At 41.2% G+C, this 15,966-nt stretch carries 15 protein-coding genes; 1 reads left to right on the plus strand and 14 read right to left on the minus strand.

Going from position 1 to position 15,966, the window contains the following annotated elements:
• Positions 1-3: 3 nt before the first annotated feature.
• The 4 genes from sdaAA to L3V42_RS07980 form a co-directional block, all read right to left on the minus strand.
• Positions 4-879: an L-serine ammonia-lyase, iron-sulfur-dependent, subunit alpha gene (gene sdaAA / locus L3V42_RS07965; protein WP_235761602.1), complete on the minus strand. Its 876-nt coding sequence runs from the start codon at positions 877-879 to the stop codon at positions 4-6.
• 19 nt (positions 880-898) lie between these two features.
• Positions 899-1,561 carry an L-serine ammonia-lyase, iron-sulfur-dependent subunit beta gene (gene sdaAB / locus L3V42_RS07970; protein ID WP_235761603.1) on the minus strand — a complete coding sequence of 221 codons (663 nt, stop codon included), beginning with the start codon at positions 1,559-1,561 and terminating at the stop codon, positions 899-901.
• Between the two features lie 131 nt (positions 1,562-1,692).
• Positions 1,693-3,357 carry a DAK2 domain-containing protein gene (locus L3V42_RS07975; RefSeq protein WP_238471729.1) on the minus strand — a complete coding sequence of 555 codons (1,665 nt, stop codon included), beginning with the start codon at positions 3,355-3,357 and terminating at the stop codon, positions 1,693-1,695.
• 131 nt (positions 3,358-3,488) lie between these two features.
• Positions 3,489-3,851 carry an Asp23/Gls24 family envelope stress response protein gene (locus tag L3V42_RS07980; protein ID WP_235761605.1) on the minus strand — a complete coding sequence of 121 codons (363 nt, stop codon included), beginning with the start codon at positions 3,849-3,851 and terminating at the stop codon, positions 3,489-3,491.
• Between the two features lie 290 nt (positions 3,852-4,141).
• On the opposite strand from L3V42_RS07980, the gene rpmB reads away from it, so the two are divergent.
• Positions 4,142-4,330, plus strand: coding sequence for a 50S ribosomal protein L28 (gene rpmB, locus L3V42_RS07985; RefSeq protein ID WP_156855498.1), 189 nt, complete (start codon positions 4,142-4,144; stop codon positions 4,328-4,330).
• Positions 4,331-4,536: 206 nt separating this feature from the next.
• Here rpmB and spoVM read toward each other — a convergent pair whose 3' ends face one another.
• The 10 genes from spoVM to coaBC form a co-directional block, all read right to left on the minus strand.
• Positions 4,537-4,647: a stage V sporulation protein SpoVM gene (gene spoVM / locus L3V42_RS07990; RefSeq protein ID WP_235761606.1), complete on the minus strand. Its 111-nt coding sequence runs from the start codon at positions 4,645-4,647 to the stop codon at positions 4,537-4,539.
• 12 nt (positions 4,648-4,659) lie between these two features.
• A complete protein-coding gene (locus L3V42_RS07995) occupies positions 4,660-5,313 on the minus strand; it encodes a thiamine diphosphokinase (protein WP_238471730.1) in 654 nt (217 codons plus the stop codon).
• Between the two features lie 3 nt (positions 5,314-5,316).
• Positions 5,317-5,976, minus strand: coding sequence for a ribulose-phosphate 3-epimerase (gene rpe, locus L3V42_RS08000; RefSeq protein ID WP_235761608.1), 660 nt, complete (start codon positions 5,974-5,976; stop codon positions 5,317-5,319).
• 1 nt (position 5,977) lies between these two features.
• Positions 5,978-6,862, minus strand: a complete 885-nt coding sequence (gene rsgA, locus L3V42_RS08005) for a ribosome small subunit-dependent GTPase A (RefSeq protein ID WP_235761609.1) — start codon at positions 6,860-6,862, stop codon at positions 5,978-5,980.
• Entirely contained in the window at positions 6,863-8,920 is a 2,058-nt protein-coding gene (pknB, locus tag L3V42_RS08010) for a Stk1 family PASTA domain-containing Ser/Thr kinase (protein WP_235761610.1), read from the minus strand.
• The gene (locus L3V42_RS08015; protein ID WP_235761611.1) at positions 8,917-9,675 is read right to left on the minus strand and encodes a Stp1/IreP family PP2C-type Ser/Thr phosphatase; all 759 of its coding nucleotides are present in this window, start codon (positions 9,673-9,675) and stop codon (positions 8,917-8,919) included. Before L3V42_RS08015 ends, pknB begins: the two co-directional genes overlap by 4 nt.
• Positions 9,676-9,861: 186 nt before the next feature.
• A complete protein-coding gene (gene rsmB, locus L3V42_RS08020; RefSeq protein WP_238471731.1) occupies positions 9,862-11,211 on the minus strand; it encodes a 16S rRNA (cytosine(967)-C(5))-methyltransferase RsmB in 1,350 nt (449 codons plus the stop codon).
• A gap of 1 nt (position 11,212) precedes the next feature.
• Positions 11,213-12,154 (minus strand): methionyl-tRNA formyltransferase, encoded by a 942-nt coding sequence (gene fmt / locus L3V42_RS08025; protein WP_235761613.1) that lies wholly within the window; start codon positions 12,152-12,154, stop codon positions 11,213-11,215.
• A gap of 42 nt (positions 12,155-12,196) precedes the next feature.
• Positions 12,197-14,605 carry a primosomal protein N' gene (gene priA / locus L3V42_RS08030; RefSeq protein WP_238471732.1) on the minus strand — a complete coding sequence of 803 codons (2,409 nt, stop codon included), beginning with the start codon at positions 14,603-14,605 and terminating at the stop codon, positions 12,197-12,199.
• Positions 14,605-15,810 carry a bifunctional phosphopantothenoylcysteine decarboxylase/phosphopantothenate--cysteine ligase CoaBC gene (gene coaBC / locus L3V42_RS08035; protein WP_235761615.1) on the minus strand — a complete coding sequence of 402 codons (1,206 nt, stop codon included), beginning with the start codon at positions 15,808-15,810 and terminating at the stop codon, positions 14,605-14,607. The genes priA and coaBC overlap by 1 nt, the downstream gene beginning before the upstream one ends.
• Positions 15,811-15,966 lie beyond the last annotated feature (156 nt).

The following is a 15,966-nucleotide window of genomic DNA, read 5'->3' on the forward strand; positions in this document are numbered from 1 at the left end:
TTTCTAAACCGAAACACCAAATATTTTTTCTTTTAAAAGTCTTCCCGTCGGCGTGTCCGCAAGTCCTCCTTCACCAGTCTCACGTAAGCTTGGCGGCATTTGCCTGCCAATTCTATACATCGCGCCAATCACTTCATCCGCCGGAATCCGGCTCGTTACCCCTGCTAAAGCAAGATCTGCTGAGACAATCGCCTGGGACGAACCTAGTGCATTACGTTTCACGCATGGTACTTCTACTAATCCAGCAACTGGGTCACAAACTAAGCCGAGCATGTTTTTTAATGTAATTGCAAAGGCATCAGCAGATTGCTGCGCTGTACCCCCTGCCATTTCGACAGTTGCCGCTGCGGCCATTGCACCTGCTGAACCGACTTCTGCTTGACATCCACCAGCAGCGCCTGATATAAACGCATTGTTCGCTACGACAAAACCGAATGCTCCTGCAGTGAATAAGAAACGAATCATTTGCTCACGCGTCGGATTCAGCTGATTCTTTACTGCGAAAAGCGTACCCGGTACACAACCAGCACTTCCAGCTGTTGGCGTAGCACAAATAATTCCCATTGCAGCATTTACTTCATTCGTCCCCATCGCTTTACTAACTGCATCAAGTAAAATTGGTCCGGATAATGGTCTTTTCTCCTGCATATACTTCTGCACAAGTACCGCATCTCCGCCCGTCAGTCCGGTTACAGACTGCACACCTTGTAATGCTCGCTCAATAGCATTTTCCATTACTTGCAAATTCTTTTCCATCTCGGTAAATATATCTTCGCGGCTCCGTTCTTTCACATCCATTTCCTGAAGAATCATCACTTCCGAAATTGGCATTTCCTTCGTCTCTGCCATTTCCACCAATTCAGCAATTGTCCGAAACATATGCATGCTCCTTTCGATTCTAACTTTCTATTTTCGAAATCTGGATAATATGTTCTCTGGATTGTAATTCTTCCAATATATCGTCACTGACATTTTGATCGACTTCGATAACCATCAACGCTTCTTTGCCAACATCTTTTCTATTCACTTCCATATGACCGATATTGATTTCATGTTTCGCTAATATTTCGGTAACGGATGCAATCGTTCCAAAGCGGTCGTTATGCATAATCAAAATCGCCGGATGATTTCCGGAAAGCCTTAACTGAAAACCGTTCAATTCAGTAATTTCTACTTTTCCACCGCCGATTGAAATTCCGGTCAGTTCTAACTTGTCATTACCATCACCGATGAGAATCCTCGCAGTATTCGGGTGATCTACCCGTGAGTTGTCTTCAATGAATTCAATTTCCAAACCATTTTCTTTGGCAATATCCAGCGCTTTGCTCATCCGTAGGTCATCTGTTGCAAATCCGAGTAATCCTCCTGCAAGTGCAAAATCTGTTCCATGGCCTTTGTACGTCTTTGCGAAAGATTCATAGAGATAGATTTTCGCCCATCTCGGCTGTTTTCCAAATAAATTCCGTGCAGCAAGTCCAATCCGCGCTGCTCCTGCCGTGTGTGAGCTTGATGGCCCAATCATGACCGGTCCAATAATATCGAATACGGAATTATATTTCATTTTAACACCGCCTTTTATCGACTACTCATTTCCTCTACAATTATAGCAAAAAAGATTAACAGGTGCATAACTCTCGTTAAAAAACCGCCTCATACCAAGTTGATTTGGTATGAGGCGGTTGGTGATTTTGTTTACTCGACAGCGAAGATATAGGAATAGATTGGCTGTTCGCCGTTATGAACCTCAATTTCTACGTCTGCGAAATATTCTTCAACATAAGTTTCGATCTCAGCGACTTCCTCTTCTGTAACATCTTCACCATAAAGGATGGTCAAGATTTCATCGTCCTCTGTAATAAGTTCGTTTAATAATGATTTTACAGTTTCCTGTTTATTTTCATTAGATGTGATAATTCTCCCATCTTCAATCCCCATAAAGTGATTTTTTTCAATCGTTATTCCGTCAATTTGCGTGTCACGGACAGCATACGTGATTTGGCCAGTTTTCACTTCTTTACTAGCCGCCTCCATCGCTTCCTTGTTCGCTGATAATTCAGCATCCGGATCAAAGACGAGCATGGCACTGATTCCTTGAGGGATTGTCCTTGTTGAAACGACAGCGACATTTTTGTCAGCGATATCCGCTGCCTGTTCAGCTGCCATTTGGATATTTTTATTGTTTGGCAGAACAAGTACATTTTTTGCATGAGCTTTCGTGATCGCTTCTGCAATGTCTTTCGTGCTCGGGTTCATTGTTTGTCCACCTTCAATTACAACCGTAACTCCAAGACTTTCAAATAATGCCTTGAGTCCAGCCCCCATTGTAACGGTGACAATACCGTATTCGGCTTTTTCTTTTGGCTTATCCGTTTTTACTCTATTTCCAATAATCGCACTGTGTTGCTCACGCATATTCTCTATCTTCATGTTGATTAAGCTACCGTAGCGCTGACCGAGTGTTAAACAGTCTCCGGGTTGTTCGGAGTGGACATGCACTTTTACAATTTCATCGTCTGAAACAACAAGTAAGGAATCCCCCATTGTACTTAACGTCTCGCGGAATTCTTCCTCATTATATGGATGGTTTTTTAATTTATCGTCTTCAAATTTAACCATAAACTCTGTACAATATCCATAAACAATTTCAGATGTGTCCATGAAATCTTGCGTTATTTTATGATGTTCCGCATTCACAAGGTCTTCCATTCCTACATCAATCGTCGTTTCTTTTGGAAGTTCTTCCCCTTTAAGTGCGGCTAAGAATCCTTCATAAATTGTTACTAAACCTTGTCCACCCGAATCGACAACGCCGACTTCCTTTAAAACGGGAAGTAAATCGGGTGTACGTTTTAATGATGCTTTTGCTTCCACCAGGATTTTCTCCATTAGAGCAATGATATCTGTTTCCGTTTTCGCAATTTCCACTGCCTGAATGGCTGCGTCCTTTGCAACAGTAAGAATTGTCCCTTCAACAGGCTTCATCACTGCTTTGTACGCTGTCGTCACTCCGGCTTCAAATGCTTGCGCAAAGTCTTCCGCTTCTAATGTTTCTTTATTGTCCATCCCTCTACCAAATCCGCGGAAAATTTGCGACAGGATAACACCCGAGTTTCCTCGTGCGCCCATTAATAAACCTTTTGCAAATGCATTCGCAACAACGGAAACATTGTCTGAATCCGTTTGCTTCACTTCATTTACACCTGAGGTCATAGATAAATTCATATTTGTTCCTGTATCCCCGTCTGGTACCGGAAACACGTTTAATGCATCAATTTTTTGTGCATTGTTTGATAGGTGATGTGCCCCGGAGAGGATCATCTGTGCTAACAGACTACCATCCAACTTATGTATAGTCACCATACTTCCTCCTTAAATAAACCATGCCTAACTCCTGTTAACTGCTCATTTAGGTTAAAACTGTTCTATACTTTGTACGAAAACAGCTTAGAGGAGTTTAACAGGCAGTAAGCAATTCCATGTAGTTTTCATTAATCGTTAGCCACTCGGACTCCTTGAATATATATATTTACTGAGTCAATGGATAGGCCTAAAGTTTGTTCCAGTGTATATTTCACTTGAGACTGCACATTGCTCGCAACCTCAGAAATTTTCGTGCCATAACTTACGATGATATATAAATCGATATGCAATTCTTCGTCTTCCTGACGAACTACGATTCCACGGGAATAATTCTCTTTCCTTAAAATTTCAGCGATCCCATCACGTATTTGACTTTTGGATGCCATTCCTACAATCCCGTAACATTCAACTGCTGTACCTCCCGCAATCGTTGCGATGACATCATTTGTGATTGTTACTTGACCATCGTTTGTGTGAAGTTCAATGGACATGAGGATCCTCCTTCATGATTTCTATTTCGTAAAAATAAAATAATAAATAAAGCCCTATCTTAATATTGATTTTATAAAGCATAAGGCTATTCTACTACAATCTATCCTTTTTTAAAAGTGAATGTGCGATTTACGAGCCGTTATTTTCTCTTCTTACAATGGCGGATTTTTTTCTATCTGTCAAGCGATTTTTCTTTGCAGCAAAAAATATTTCGTTGCATTATTGGTTAACTTGTGGTAAATTGTATAAGTATGAAATTCGACATTTGATATAGTAAGGAGGGAATGTCATGGCTAGAAAATGTGTTGTAACTGGACGTAAAACGAGCAGCGGAAATCTACGTTCTCATGCTATGAACTCCAACAGACGTAAATGGAAAGCAAATGTACAAAAAGTACGTATCATGGTAGATGGTAAACCTAAACGTGTATATGTATCTGCACGTGCTTTGAAATCAGGTAAAGTAGAGCGCGTATAGTCGCTCGAATTCCATGATGAATGGTATACATGTACAACCAAAAAAGTACTCTAATCCAAGAGTGCTTTTTTATTTTGTCCAAATTCTAAAATGGTAAACCAAGCTTTCTACCCAGCTCCGCAGACCTCAAGGAGAAGAAGGGTATGCTTGATCAAAGTAAGCAAAAAACACAGCTTCTGTCACGTGATGGACAAAAGCCGTGTTTTTTATTTATCTTTTTTAAATACACCCATGACCACTTTCACAAATCCACCAATAAACCTTGGGAGCTTAATCGTATAAAATTTAATTGGTTCCCCCTCCTTCGTACAAGCCAAGCTTCACGCCTCTTAAGAATCCCTACTCTTTATTAATAATAATATGCCTCGTCTGTACGAAAAATTCCCACTTTCGCGAGATAGTTCATTGGAGATGCAAAGGGTTGATCCCCAGGTGATTGTTTCGTTTTCCAGCGGATAATAAAAGCCTTTAAGTGTGATGCCTTCTACAATCTCGCTAAATGGAACAAAAGAAATGTACGGATAATCAGGATCTCTATTTATCGTATGTGTCCCAGGCTTTGTTAAGACCAATTGATTTTGTCTATCAATAATTTTTCCGTTTATCCCTTTTTCAAGAATTCGATATAATAGTTGAATGTTTATTAGTTCATGATCTTTTCTGCCAGCTGTCACTCCGAATAAAAGAATTGTTTCCGGGTGAAGCTCGAAAGCTTTGTTCAACGCTAGCTCCAGGTCTGTCTCATCTTTTTCACTTGGAAGTTTGTTAAAGTTATTTACTTTACACTGGATGCGTCTCATTTCTTCTGGTGCAACCGAATCAAAGTCCCCTACCGCTTCAAAGAGCTTTAAACCGGAATCGATAATATGAAGAGCGCCCCGGTCTGCTCCAATCCACAAATCTACCGTATCCTTGTACGTAGTAAGATTGGGTAAAGCTTTTTCCGGCCCACTTCCTACAATTCCGATTGTAAGATGGTTCATGGATTACTCATTCCTTGTTGCGTCAACAATTGCCTCAATTGCTTGTTTTCTATCAGGCTGACTGAAAATGGCACTGCCAGCAACGAGGACATCTGCTCCAGCATCTGTACAAATCTTTGCGGTATCCGTATTGACGCCGCCATCCACTTCAATCTCAAAGGAAAGACCTATTTCTTTCCGCCAATTATCAAGCTGTCGAATCTTCTGCACGCTTTCCTCAATAAACTTCTGACCGCCAAAACCTGGATTTACCGTCATCACAAGTACCATATCAATATCTTTCAAGATTGGTAACAGAAGCTCTGCAGGTGTCGCTGGGTTGATCACTACCCCGGGCTTTACTCCATTGTCTCGAATCAGTTGGATTGTCCGGTGTAAATGAACACAAGCTTCCTGATGAACCGTAATAATATCCGCACCAGCTTTTGCAAATTCAGGAATATACTGATCCGGATTTTCAATCATCAAATGAACGTCAAGCGGGAGTTTTGTTACGGGGCGTATAGCTTCGACAATCAACGGTCCAATTGTAATATTAGGAACGAAATGGCCGTCCATCACATCGACGTGAATATAGTCAGCCCCATATGTTTCTACCTCCTTTATTTCATTACCTAACGTTGCAAAATCAGCAGATAATATAGATGGTGCAATTTTTACCATATTAATACCTCGGCTTTCTTAATGTAATTTCTTCTAGGAATCGTACATAATTTTCGTAACGCAAAGCGGCTATTTCACCTGAAGAAACAGCTGCCTTTACCGCACATTTCGGTTCTTTTAGATGCATGCAGCCCCTGAATTTACAATCCCCCAACAGTTTGCGGAATTCAGGGAAACAATGAGACAGTTCATTTGCTTCCAATGTCTCAAATTCGAGGGAGCTAAATCCTGGTGTATCTGCAACAAGCCCATGGTACATTTCAAGCAATTCAACATGTCTTGTCGTATGCCTCCCTCTCCCAAGGCTCTCAGAGATCTCGCCTGTCTTTAAATCCAGAGAATCATCGAGCATATTAAGTATCGAAGATTTTCCAACACCAGACTGACCAGCTATAACCGTAATGTGATCCTTGAAATAAGCTTCCAGAACGTTAAACCCTTGTTCGTCCTTCATCGATAACAACTCCGTACGATAACCAATATCCTCATATAACTTACGATATACTTCCATTTTTTCCTTTTCTTCGGCAGAAGCTAAATCCATCTTTGTGATAAAAATAACCGGCTGGATGTTTCTCGACTCGATAAGTACTAAAAAGCGATCCAGTAAGGTCTGATTGAAATCAGGTGCTTTTGCGGAAGTAACAATAATAGCTTGTGTGATATTGGAAATTGGCGGCCGGACGAGTTCATTCGAACGAGGCATAATTTCCATGATATAGCCTTCATTCGGATTTTCATACTCGAATGTAACAAGGTCTCCGACAAGGGGGGTGATCTTTTGATTACGAAAGACCCCTCTGCCGCGGCACTGATAGATTGCTCCATCTTCTGTCTTCACATAATAGAAGCCACTTAACGCTTTAATAATTCTGCCTTTTGCCATTTAGTCACCCTCTTCGTAAGATACTACATCGTTCGTTACGATTTCATCGTCTCTCGTAATGATATATTCCGCCTCATCATTGTAAGCAATGAGCAGTGTGAAGGTTACTGGAGTATCTTCTGTAATGGTTAACTCTTCATAAACATCGGAAACATTGTTATTCACATCTCCAATATAGATTCGTACGGTCTGTTCTACCGGTTCTTCAGGTGTCTCTTCTTCAGGGTTCTCTTCCTCTGTTTCCTCATCTTCATTTATCCCTGTATAAGGAACAGTAAGAGTAATCCGATGAGAAGTCGGCGGTATTTCACGCGGTCCGGTGGATATATATACATCAACCGATGCTCCTTCCTCAAGTTCCGTGCCGGATTCAGGAGATTGCCGTATTACTTTGCCTTCCTCCACATTATCCGAATCCTCTTCACGTTTTTGAAATACAAGATTATTTCTATCTAAATAATCTTTTGCTTCTTCTTCTGTCATACCAGTTAAATTATTTAAACTGATTAACTCTGGACCAATACTGACTTCGAATATGACACGCGTTTCACTTGGGATAACCTCTGTATCTGGTGACGGTTGAAGCTGGTCTGTTATTTCTCCGGATGGTTGATCAGAATGTTTTTCTACGGTTAAAATATTCTCTGGATCAAATCCTTCACCCTCTAAAATCTGTATCACTTGATCAAGGTCTTGTCCAACATAATCCTCCATCGGGAATCGTTCTTTTCCTTCACTTACAGTTAATGTTACAGTTGATTCTTCTTTCACCGTACGTCCGGCAGTCGGATCCATAGAAACAACATGACCTTCTTCAACTTCATCAGAGAATGTAAGTTTTTGCTCGACAATCAGATTTAAATTCTCCAGCTGTTCTTTTGCATCCTCATATTCTTCTCCGACCACGTCAATAAGCTCAACATCTTTTGGTAACAGAATTCCTGGTACAAAAAATAACACAACGGCAGTAGCGGCAAGCAAGACGAAGAGAATACTCAAGATGAGCAACCACTTCTTCTTTCTGCTTTTTTTCTTCTTTTCTTTCGGTTTCTTGTCTTTCTTTTTCTTTCCTTCTCCATCTGCTTCTGGAGGGTAAGCTTTAGTTGTGCCATTTGGCTTACTTATAATTGTTTCCTCATTTTCAGACCCATGAAACTGATCATCGGTTATGATCGGTATCGCTCGTGTTTCTTCACCGACCTCTACAGGTGGTTCGTAAGGCGGTTCATTCAGCCGATCCGGATCTAACGCATGATTAATCGCATCTTCAAGCTCGTAGATGGATTGGTAACGGTGGAACGGGTCTTTTGCAGTTGCTTTCAGTACAATATTTTCCACACTTTGCGGAATATGTGGATTATATTGCCTAATAGATGGTGTTTTACTTTGTAAATGCTTCAATGCAATTGATACGGGTGATTGACCGGAAAAAGGTAATCGGCCGGTTAATAACTCGTAAAATAGAATACCGATTGAATAGATATCTGATTTCTTTGTTGCCATTCCGCCTCTGGCCTGTTCCGGTGACAAGTAATGAACCGAACCAAGAATGGAATTCGTTTGAGTCAGTGATGTGGCACTTAACGCAATCGCAATTCCAAAATCAGTAACCTTTGCTTGCCCGAAACTGTTCATGAGAATATTTTGCGGTTTAATATCACGGTGGACGATATCATTATCATGAGCGTGAGCAATGGCAGAGCTAATTTGCTTCACAATATCTACCGCTTCATTGACCTCAATTGGACCTTGCTGTTGTATGTATTCTTTCAATGTTAGACCATCAACATATTCCATGACCATGTAAAGAATGTCTTCTTCTTCCCCAACATCAAAGATATTTACAATATTTGGATGAGTTAGGCTTGTTGCAGCTTGGGCTTCCCTGTCAAAGCGGGTTATAAATTCCGTATCATTAATATATTCACTACGGAGTGCTTTAATTGCCACATCACGCTCTAAAATCGTATCACGCGCGAGGTACACTTCAGCCATACCGCCGCTACCAATCTTTTTAATGATTTTGTAGCGTTCATTTAATAGGTGGCCTTGTCTCATTCCATTTCACCCGCTCTCACTGTCTGTTCATGATGTATAAGTGCGATTGAGATATTGTCCTCTCCACCACGCTCGTTTGCAAGACCAATTAATTCTTCACCAGTTTCCTTAAGAACAGCTGGTTTAGACAGGTAATTTTCCAGTTCTGCATCTGTTAATTTATTGGTCAATCCATCGGAGCATAGTAACAGTTTATCTTCCACTTCCCAAACAATTGTTTGAATCTCACATTCTGTCATTACTTCCGTTCCAAGTGCACGTACTAAAACGTTTTTTCTTGGATGGTAGGCTGCATCATCAGGTGAAATTTGTCCGGCGCGAAGCAATTCATTTACTAAAGAATGATCCTCTGTAAGTTGTTTCAGCGCACCATTATTGTATAAATAACCGCGACTGTCGCCGATATGAGCAACTGTAATGAATTCATCTGTGCAGGCAGCAAGAACAACAGTAGTACCCATGCCTTCCAGCTCTTCCTGTTCTTTTGCTTTTTTAAAAATGATAGTATTTGCCTCTTGAATTGCTTCGTTTATCCATTTTTCGAGCTCGGTTGCTTGTTCGAAGCCTCTTTCCTTTTCCCATTTCTGTTGAAGCAGATTTGTTGCAAGTTCGCTCGCTACCTCCCCTCCAGAATGTCCTCCCATTCCATCAGCGACAATTGCGAGCACTTGTTTTGCTTGGTTATAAAAAATGCCACCTGAATCTTCATTCTGATTCCTGACCTTGCCGACATCAGTTAGAAAGTATGCTTCCATGTTGACCCCCCCTTAATCTAAGCTTCTTTGATAAAGTGAAACTTCACTCAGTTAGGGGCTTTTTTCCCCACGGAGTGTTAGTTGAACAGAATCGGGCGTTACCTCCCACCTAAACTTTCTCGAAGACCCTAAAGTTTAGGTGGGAGTTTTACGGACGATTACACCGGGATAAATTTTAAAATTGTTTCAAGTTCCTTTCCTTAAACGGGTTAGAAAGAAACCGTCAGTACCGAAACTTTGCGGGAAAAGTTGAAGACCATATTCGGTGACACCGATAGAAGACTGTAATTCTTCCGGTAGCTCCTTAAAGAAATCAGCATCGACGGTAAAGTCAGGATTTTCTTTAAGAAAACTTTTGATCACCTGTTCATTTTCCGTTTTTTCTATCGTACATGTACTATAAACGAATAAACCGTCATTCTTTAGTAAATCAGCAACATGATTGAGGATATCAAGTTGAATTGTGTGCAGCCTTTCAATATCCCGTTCCGACTTTTCATATTTAATTTCCGGTTTGCTGTTGATTACGCCTAGCCCTGAACAAGGGGCATCGACAAGAATCCGGTCAAAACTTGCTTCGGCATATTTCTCCTTTAATTTACGGGCGTCGTGGGCTGTTGCTTGAATGATAGATAGATCCAACGTTTTCTGTTTGTCTTCAATGAGCTTCACTTTCTTCTGATGCAGGTCATGAGCATAAACGACTCCTTCATCAAGCATTTTCTCAGCAATATGTGTTGCTTTTCCGCCCGGAGCACTGCATGAATCAAGGACATCCATTCCAGGTTCAGGTTTTAACACCTCAGCAACTAACATGGAACTTTCATCTTGAATCGTCAGCTTCCCTTGTTCAAATAATTTACTCGAGAGTACATTCCCTTTTTGAATTAAAATTCCTTGATTCGAAAACAGGGATGGTTTTACAGTAAACCCTTCTTGTCTCAGTTCTTCCATTGCTTCTTCGCGGGATATTTTTAATGGTTGAATACGTACAGACATTGGCTTCTGTTTTAAATTTGCTTGGCAGATCGCTTCTGTTGTTTGAAAACCGTATTGTTGAATCCAGCGGTTCACGAGCCATTCTGGGTGACTCGTCTCAATGGAAAGTCTTTTTACTGGATCTTTTATCTCACTTATTTCACGTACACCATTTCGCTGGATATTTCGCAAGACCCCATTAATAAAACCTTGAATGCCGCGATGCCCTTTTTTCTTCGCAATTTCAACTGCTTCATGAATGACGGCGTGGTCCGGAATCTTGTCCAAATAAACCATTTGATAAACAGACATCCGTAATAGCATTCTTACCCAGTCATCTATTTTTTTATTCGGGTCAACATACTTGAAAAGGTAATAATCGAGCGTCATTTTCCTTTCTAATGTTCCGTAGATAATCTGTGTCAAAAGAGCTTCATCTTTCGGGTTCAATTCTTTTTTCTTTATTTCTTGATTAATTAATAAATGACTGAAACCATGATCCTTTTCAATCCGTACTAATAATTCCAGTATTAAGTTTCTTAGTTTGGCTGTCTTCATCTCATTCTCCTAAACGTACACCGACTTGAATCCGGTCAACTGACCCTTGAAGGAAATCTTTCACATGCATTCTCGTTTTTCCTGCTGGCTGAATTTCTGTAACGCGAATTCCTTTTTTATCTCCGCAAACGACAACGAAATCAGCTTGATCGTTTTTGGCTACAATTACTCCTGGCTCACCATCATACGTTTTGTCATCGGTTTCTCCCCACCATATCTTCATCGTTTTCCCAAGATAAGTCGTATAAGCAACTGGCCATGGATGTAAGCCACGGATTTGATTGTAAATTTCTGCACTACTCTTATTCCAATCAATCCATTCATCTTCCCGTTTAATATTTGCAGCGAATGTCGCTTGCCCTTCTTCTTGAGTGATTGGTGTCAGCTGTTTGTTAAACAGTTCTGGTAAAGTTTCGATTAATAATCTCGCTCCAGCTTCTGATAATTTATCATGCAGGATGCCGACATGGTCGTCTGCAGCAATTGGTACTGTAACTTGTGTCAGTATATCTCCTGCATCAAGTTTCTCAACCATGTACATAATCGTAATCCCAGTTTCTTTTTTGCCCTGAACAATAGCATGATGAATCGGTGCACCGCCACGCAGATCTGGAAGTAAAGAAGCATGAACGTTAATACAGCCAAATGGCGGGGCTTCGAGCAGTTCATTCGGCAGTAATTGGCCGTAAGCGGCTGTTACTATTATATCCGGGTTTACATCAATAATTTTTTGGTAATCATTTCTCAACCGTTCAGGCTGGAACACCGGCAGTCCTAACTCTTCTGCAGCTTGTTTAACTGGAGATGGGGTAATAACCCGTTTTCTCCCCTTAGGTCTATCTGGCTGAGTTACGACTAAAACAATCTCGTACGCCTCCCTGGCTAGCGCTTGGAGAATTGGTACCGAAAAATCCGGTGTACCCATAAATACGATTTTTTTCATCGGTTATACCTACTTTCTATTCTTGACGATGATTGGATTAAATTACATCATCTGATAAGGTTGCATATCTACAATAATTTGTAAGTCATGTTTTTGAATCTGTTCCTTAAACTTGTTCGTAATTTCTTGAATAAAGGTGCGTAACTCTGGTTCGTGCTTGTATTTTACCATGCATTGGTAACGATATCTATCCTTAATACGCGGGATTGGCGAAGGTGTAGGACCAAGGATGATTGTTTCCGGGCCTACTTTCATCACCAACTCTTGGACAAACTGCTGTGTAGCCTGTACAACTTGTACATGGTTCTCGTGGGTAATGGTGATTAGCACCAAATAATAGTAAGGCGGGTAACGGAATGCTCTTCGTATCGTCATTTCTTTTTTATAAAAATCTTCAAAGTTATACTCACTTGCAAGTTCAATACTGTAATGGTCCGGTGTGTAAGTCTGGACGATTACTTCTCCAGGCAGCTCATGTCTTCCTGCACGTCCGCTCACCTGGGTAAGCAGCTGAAACGTCTTTTCAGATGAACGAAAATCAGGCAAGTGCAGCATAGAGTCGGCTGTGAGTACGCCAACCAATGTGACATTTTCAAAATCAAGTCCTTTTGCGATCATTTGCGTGCCTAAAAGTATATCTGCTTTATGTTCACTGAACTCGCGAAGCAGCTTTTCATGGGCGCCTTTTCTTCTTGTCGTATCTACATCCATCCGGATCACCCGGGCTTCAGGGATTAATTGGGTCAGTGATTCTTCCACTCGCTGTGTTCCAGTGCCGAAATAGCGGATTAAGTCACTGGAACACTCCGGGCAATTGTTTGGCACCGGTTCTTCATAGGAGCAGTAATGGCATTTCAGTAGATGACTATTCTTATGATAAGTTAAGGCGATATCACAGTGCGGACATTCTTTTACATGGCCACAATCGCGGCACATAATAAAGGTCGAGTATCCTCTTCTGTTTAAAAGCAAGACGATTTGTTCACCTTTTGCGATACAGTCTCTTATTTTTTCCATGAGCAAGCGGGAAAACATCGTCCGATTTCCTGCGTGGAGTTCACTCCGCATGTCGACGGTAAGCACTTCAGGAAGCGGCTTATCGTTCGTCCTTTTTGTGAGCGTTGCTAATTTATATACTCCTTTTGCAGCTCTAGCATAAGATTCAAGGGTTGGAGTAGCGCTCCCTAGAACAACTGGAAAGTTTTGATCCATCCCTCTTTTGATCGCAACGTCTCTTGCATGATAGCGGGGCTGATCTTCTTGCTTATAGCTAGTCTCATGTTCTTCATCAATAATGATAATCCCGAGGTTTTCAAATGGGGAAAAAATAGCGGAACGGGCTCCGACAACGACCTGCACTTCTTTACGTTGGATTTTCCGCCACTCATCAAACTTTTCACCTGCTGACAATGCACTATGCATGACAGCTACATTCCTGCCGAATCTTCCTTTGAATCGCTTTACCATCTGGGGGGTCAGGGAAATCTCAGGGACGAGTACAATCGCTTCTTTCCCTTTTTTGATCACTTCTTGAATCGCCTGCAAGTAGATTTCCGTTTTCCCGCTGCCGGTTACACCATGGACGAGAATCACTTCATGTTCATTATTTTCAATACTCGCTAGAATCGGTTCGATCGATTGCTGTTGTTCCGCTTTTAGCGGAAGCGGCACTGTCCGTTCGATTGCATCGTCATTATATGGATTCCGGTATGTTTCTTTTCGGTATGTATCGAGAAGTCCTTTCTCCACTAATGCTTTTACCGTATTTGTCGTCGTTCCAATCGTTTGCAGTAATGATTTTTGTTTTATCTCCTGCGGGTTCTCGATGAAAAATTCAATAATCGCACGTTGTTTCTTTGCTGATTTGGGTAAATCATGTAAATCTTCTTCCAATAAATGAATTTCTTTTTTTGGGAACACCATTGTTTCAAACTTCTTTGTGATTTTCGACTGGACGATATAATCAATTTGAACTTCTCCAGCCTCTATTGCTTTTTTCAAGATTTGATAGCTTAACGCAGAAGCTTCAAACTCTTCAAATGGAATGACACCCCGACCTTGGAATAAATCTTCCAGTTCTTCTGATAGTGTTTCTTCACTTAGGCGGCTAATTTCTTTCTTATATTTCGACTTCAGCACTTGAGGCAGCATGACTTGCAGCGCAACGATGGAAAGAGATAATGTATGGTGAGCCAGCCATTTACCCAGATCAAGCAATTCCTTTGTTAGAACGGGAACTACGTCTAACACTTCCTCAATTGGTTTTAGTTTCGTAAAGGATGAAGTATCGGTGATTTCTACAACAAAGCCCATAATCTTTCTCGGACCAAATGGAACAATAACACGCATACCTGGTGTCAGTACCTGCGTGTAGCGGTCTGGTATTTCATAATCAAAGGTTTGGTCGATGGCCGCAGAAGGCACATCGACGATTACTTTTGCTACATTCACTATAACTCATCCTTCATATCACGAATAATAAGCTTCCATAAATTTTCTGCGATTGCTTTTTTGGATGCTAACGGCAAACTTTCTTCTTCTAGTGCTCGATTTAAATAGGTAACGATGTTCGTATCTCCTGCAAAACCCGCTCCTTCAGAAGAAACATTGTTTATGACAATGGCATCAAGGTTTTTCTGTTCTAATTTACCTTTTCCGTATTCAAGCAGATTTTCTGTTTCTGCTGCAAAACCAACAAGAAACTGATGGTGTTTCTCTTCACCTAGAGACTGGAGTATGTCTTTCGTTCGCTCCATTTCAATAACGAGATCTTCTCCTGACTTTTTCATTTTTTCCTTAAATGTTTGTTTTGGGCGGTAATCTGATACGGCTGCTGCTTTTATCACGATATCACTTTCCGGGAAATATCGAAGAATCGCTTGATACATCTCTTCTGCAGAAACGACATCTATTCGCTTAATCATTGGATTTGCCATCTGATTATCTGTAGGTCCGGCTACTACAGTCACTTCCGCACCAAGTGCCGCTGCAGCTTCAGCTAAAGCAAAGCCCATTTTCCCTGACGAACGGTTGGATAAAAAACGAACGGGGTCAATAACTTCACGCGTTGGTCCAGCAGAAATTAAAACGCGTTTTCCTTTTAATGGCTCGTCCTTTTGTTGATGATTCTCGACTACTTCAATAATTGTTTCTGGTTCTTCGAGTCTGCCTTTGCCAACATAACCACATGCCAAATACCCGGCACCCGGTTCGATGAAATGGTATCCCCATTCATCCAATTGCCGCATATTTTCAATTACGGCAGGATTTGCATACATATGCACATTCATAGCAGGAGCAATATACACTTCCGCCCGTGTCGCAAGGAGTGTAGTAGACAGCATGTCATCTGCAAGCCCATTCGCCATTTTTCCAATAATATTCGCTGTTGCTGGAGCAATTATCGCAATCTCTGCCCAGTCAGCCAGATCAATATGAGCTATTTTTGCTGGATCCTTTTCATCAAATGTATCGATATATACAGGGTTTCTGGATAAGGCTTGGAAGGTGAGCGGCGAAACAAATTTCGTTGCATTTTCCGTCATCAAAACTTTTACATTTGCACCTTTTTGTGTCAGCTTACTCGTCAGCGCACAAGCCTTGTAAACAGCAATCCCACCTGAAATTCCCAACAAAATATTCTTTCCTCTAACCACAATCAAAAACCCCCTTCTCAACTCCCTTAAGTTTAACATATTTAACAACAAAAGCGGAAGCGTGCGCTTAGGGACGTACAAACTGGAATACTCCGTAATGAGATAAAGGAAACACGGTGAGGGACGAATCGATGTTGACTTATCGATTGGAGGAAT

The organism is Oceanobacillus alkalisoli (assembly GCF_022213125.1).
Lineage (GTDB): Bacteria > Bacillota > Bacilli > Bacillales > Amphibacillaceae > Oceanobacillus > Oceanobacillus alkalisoli.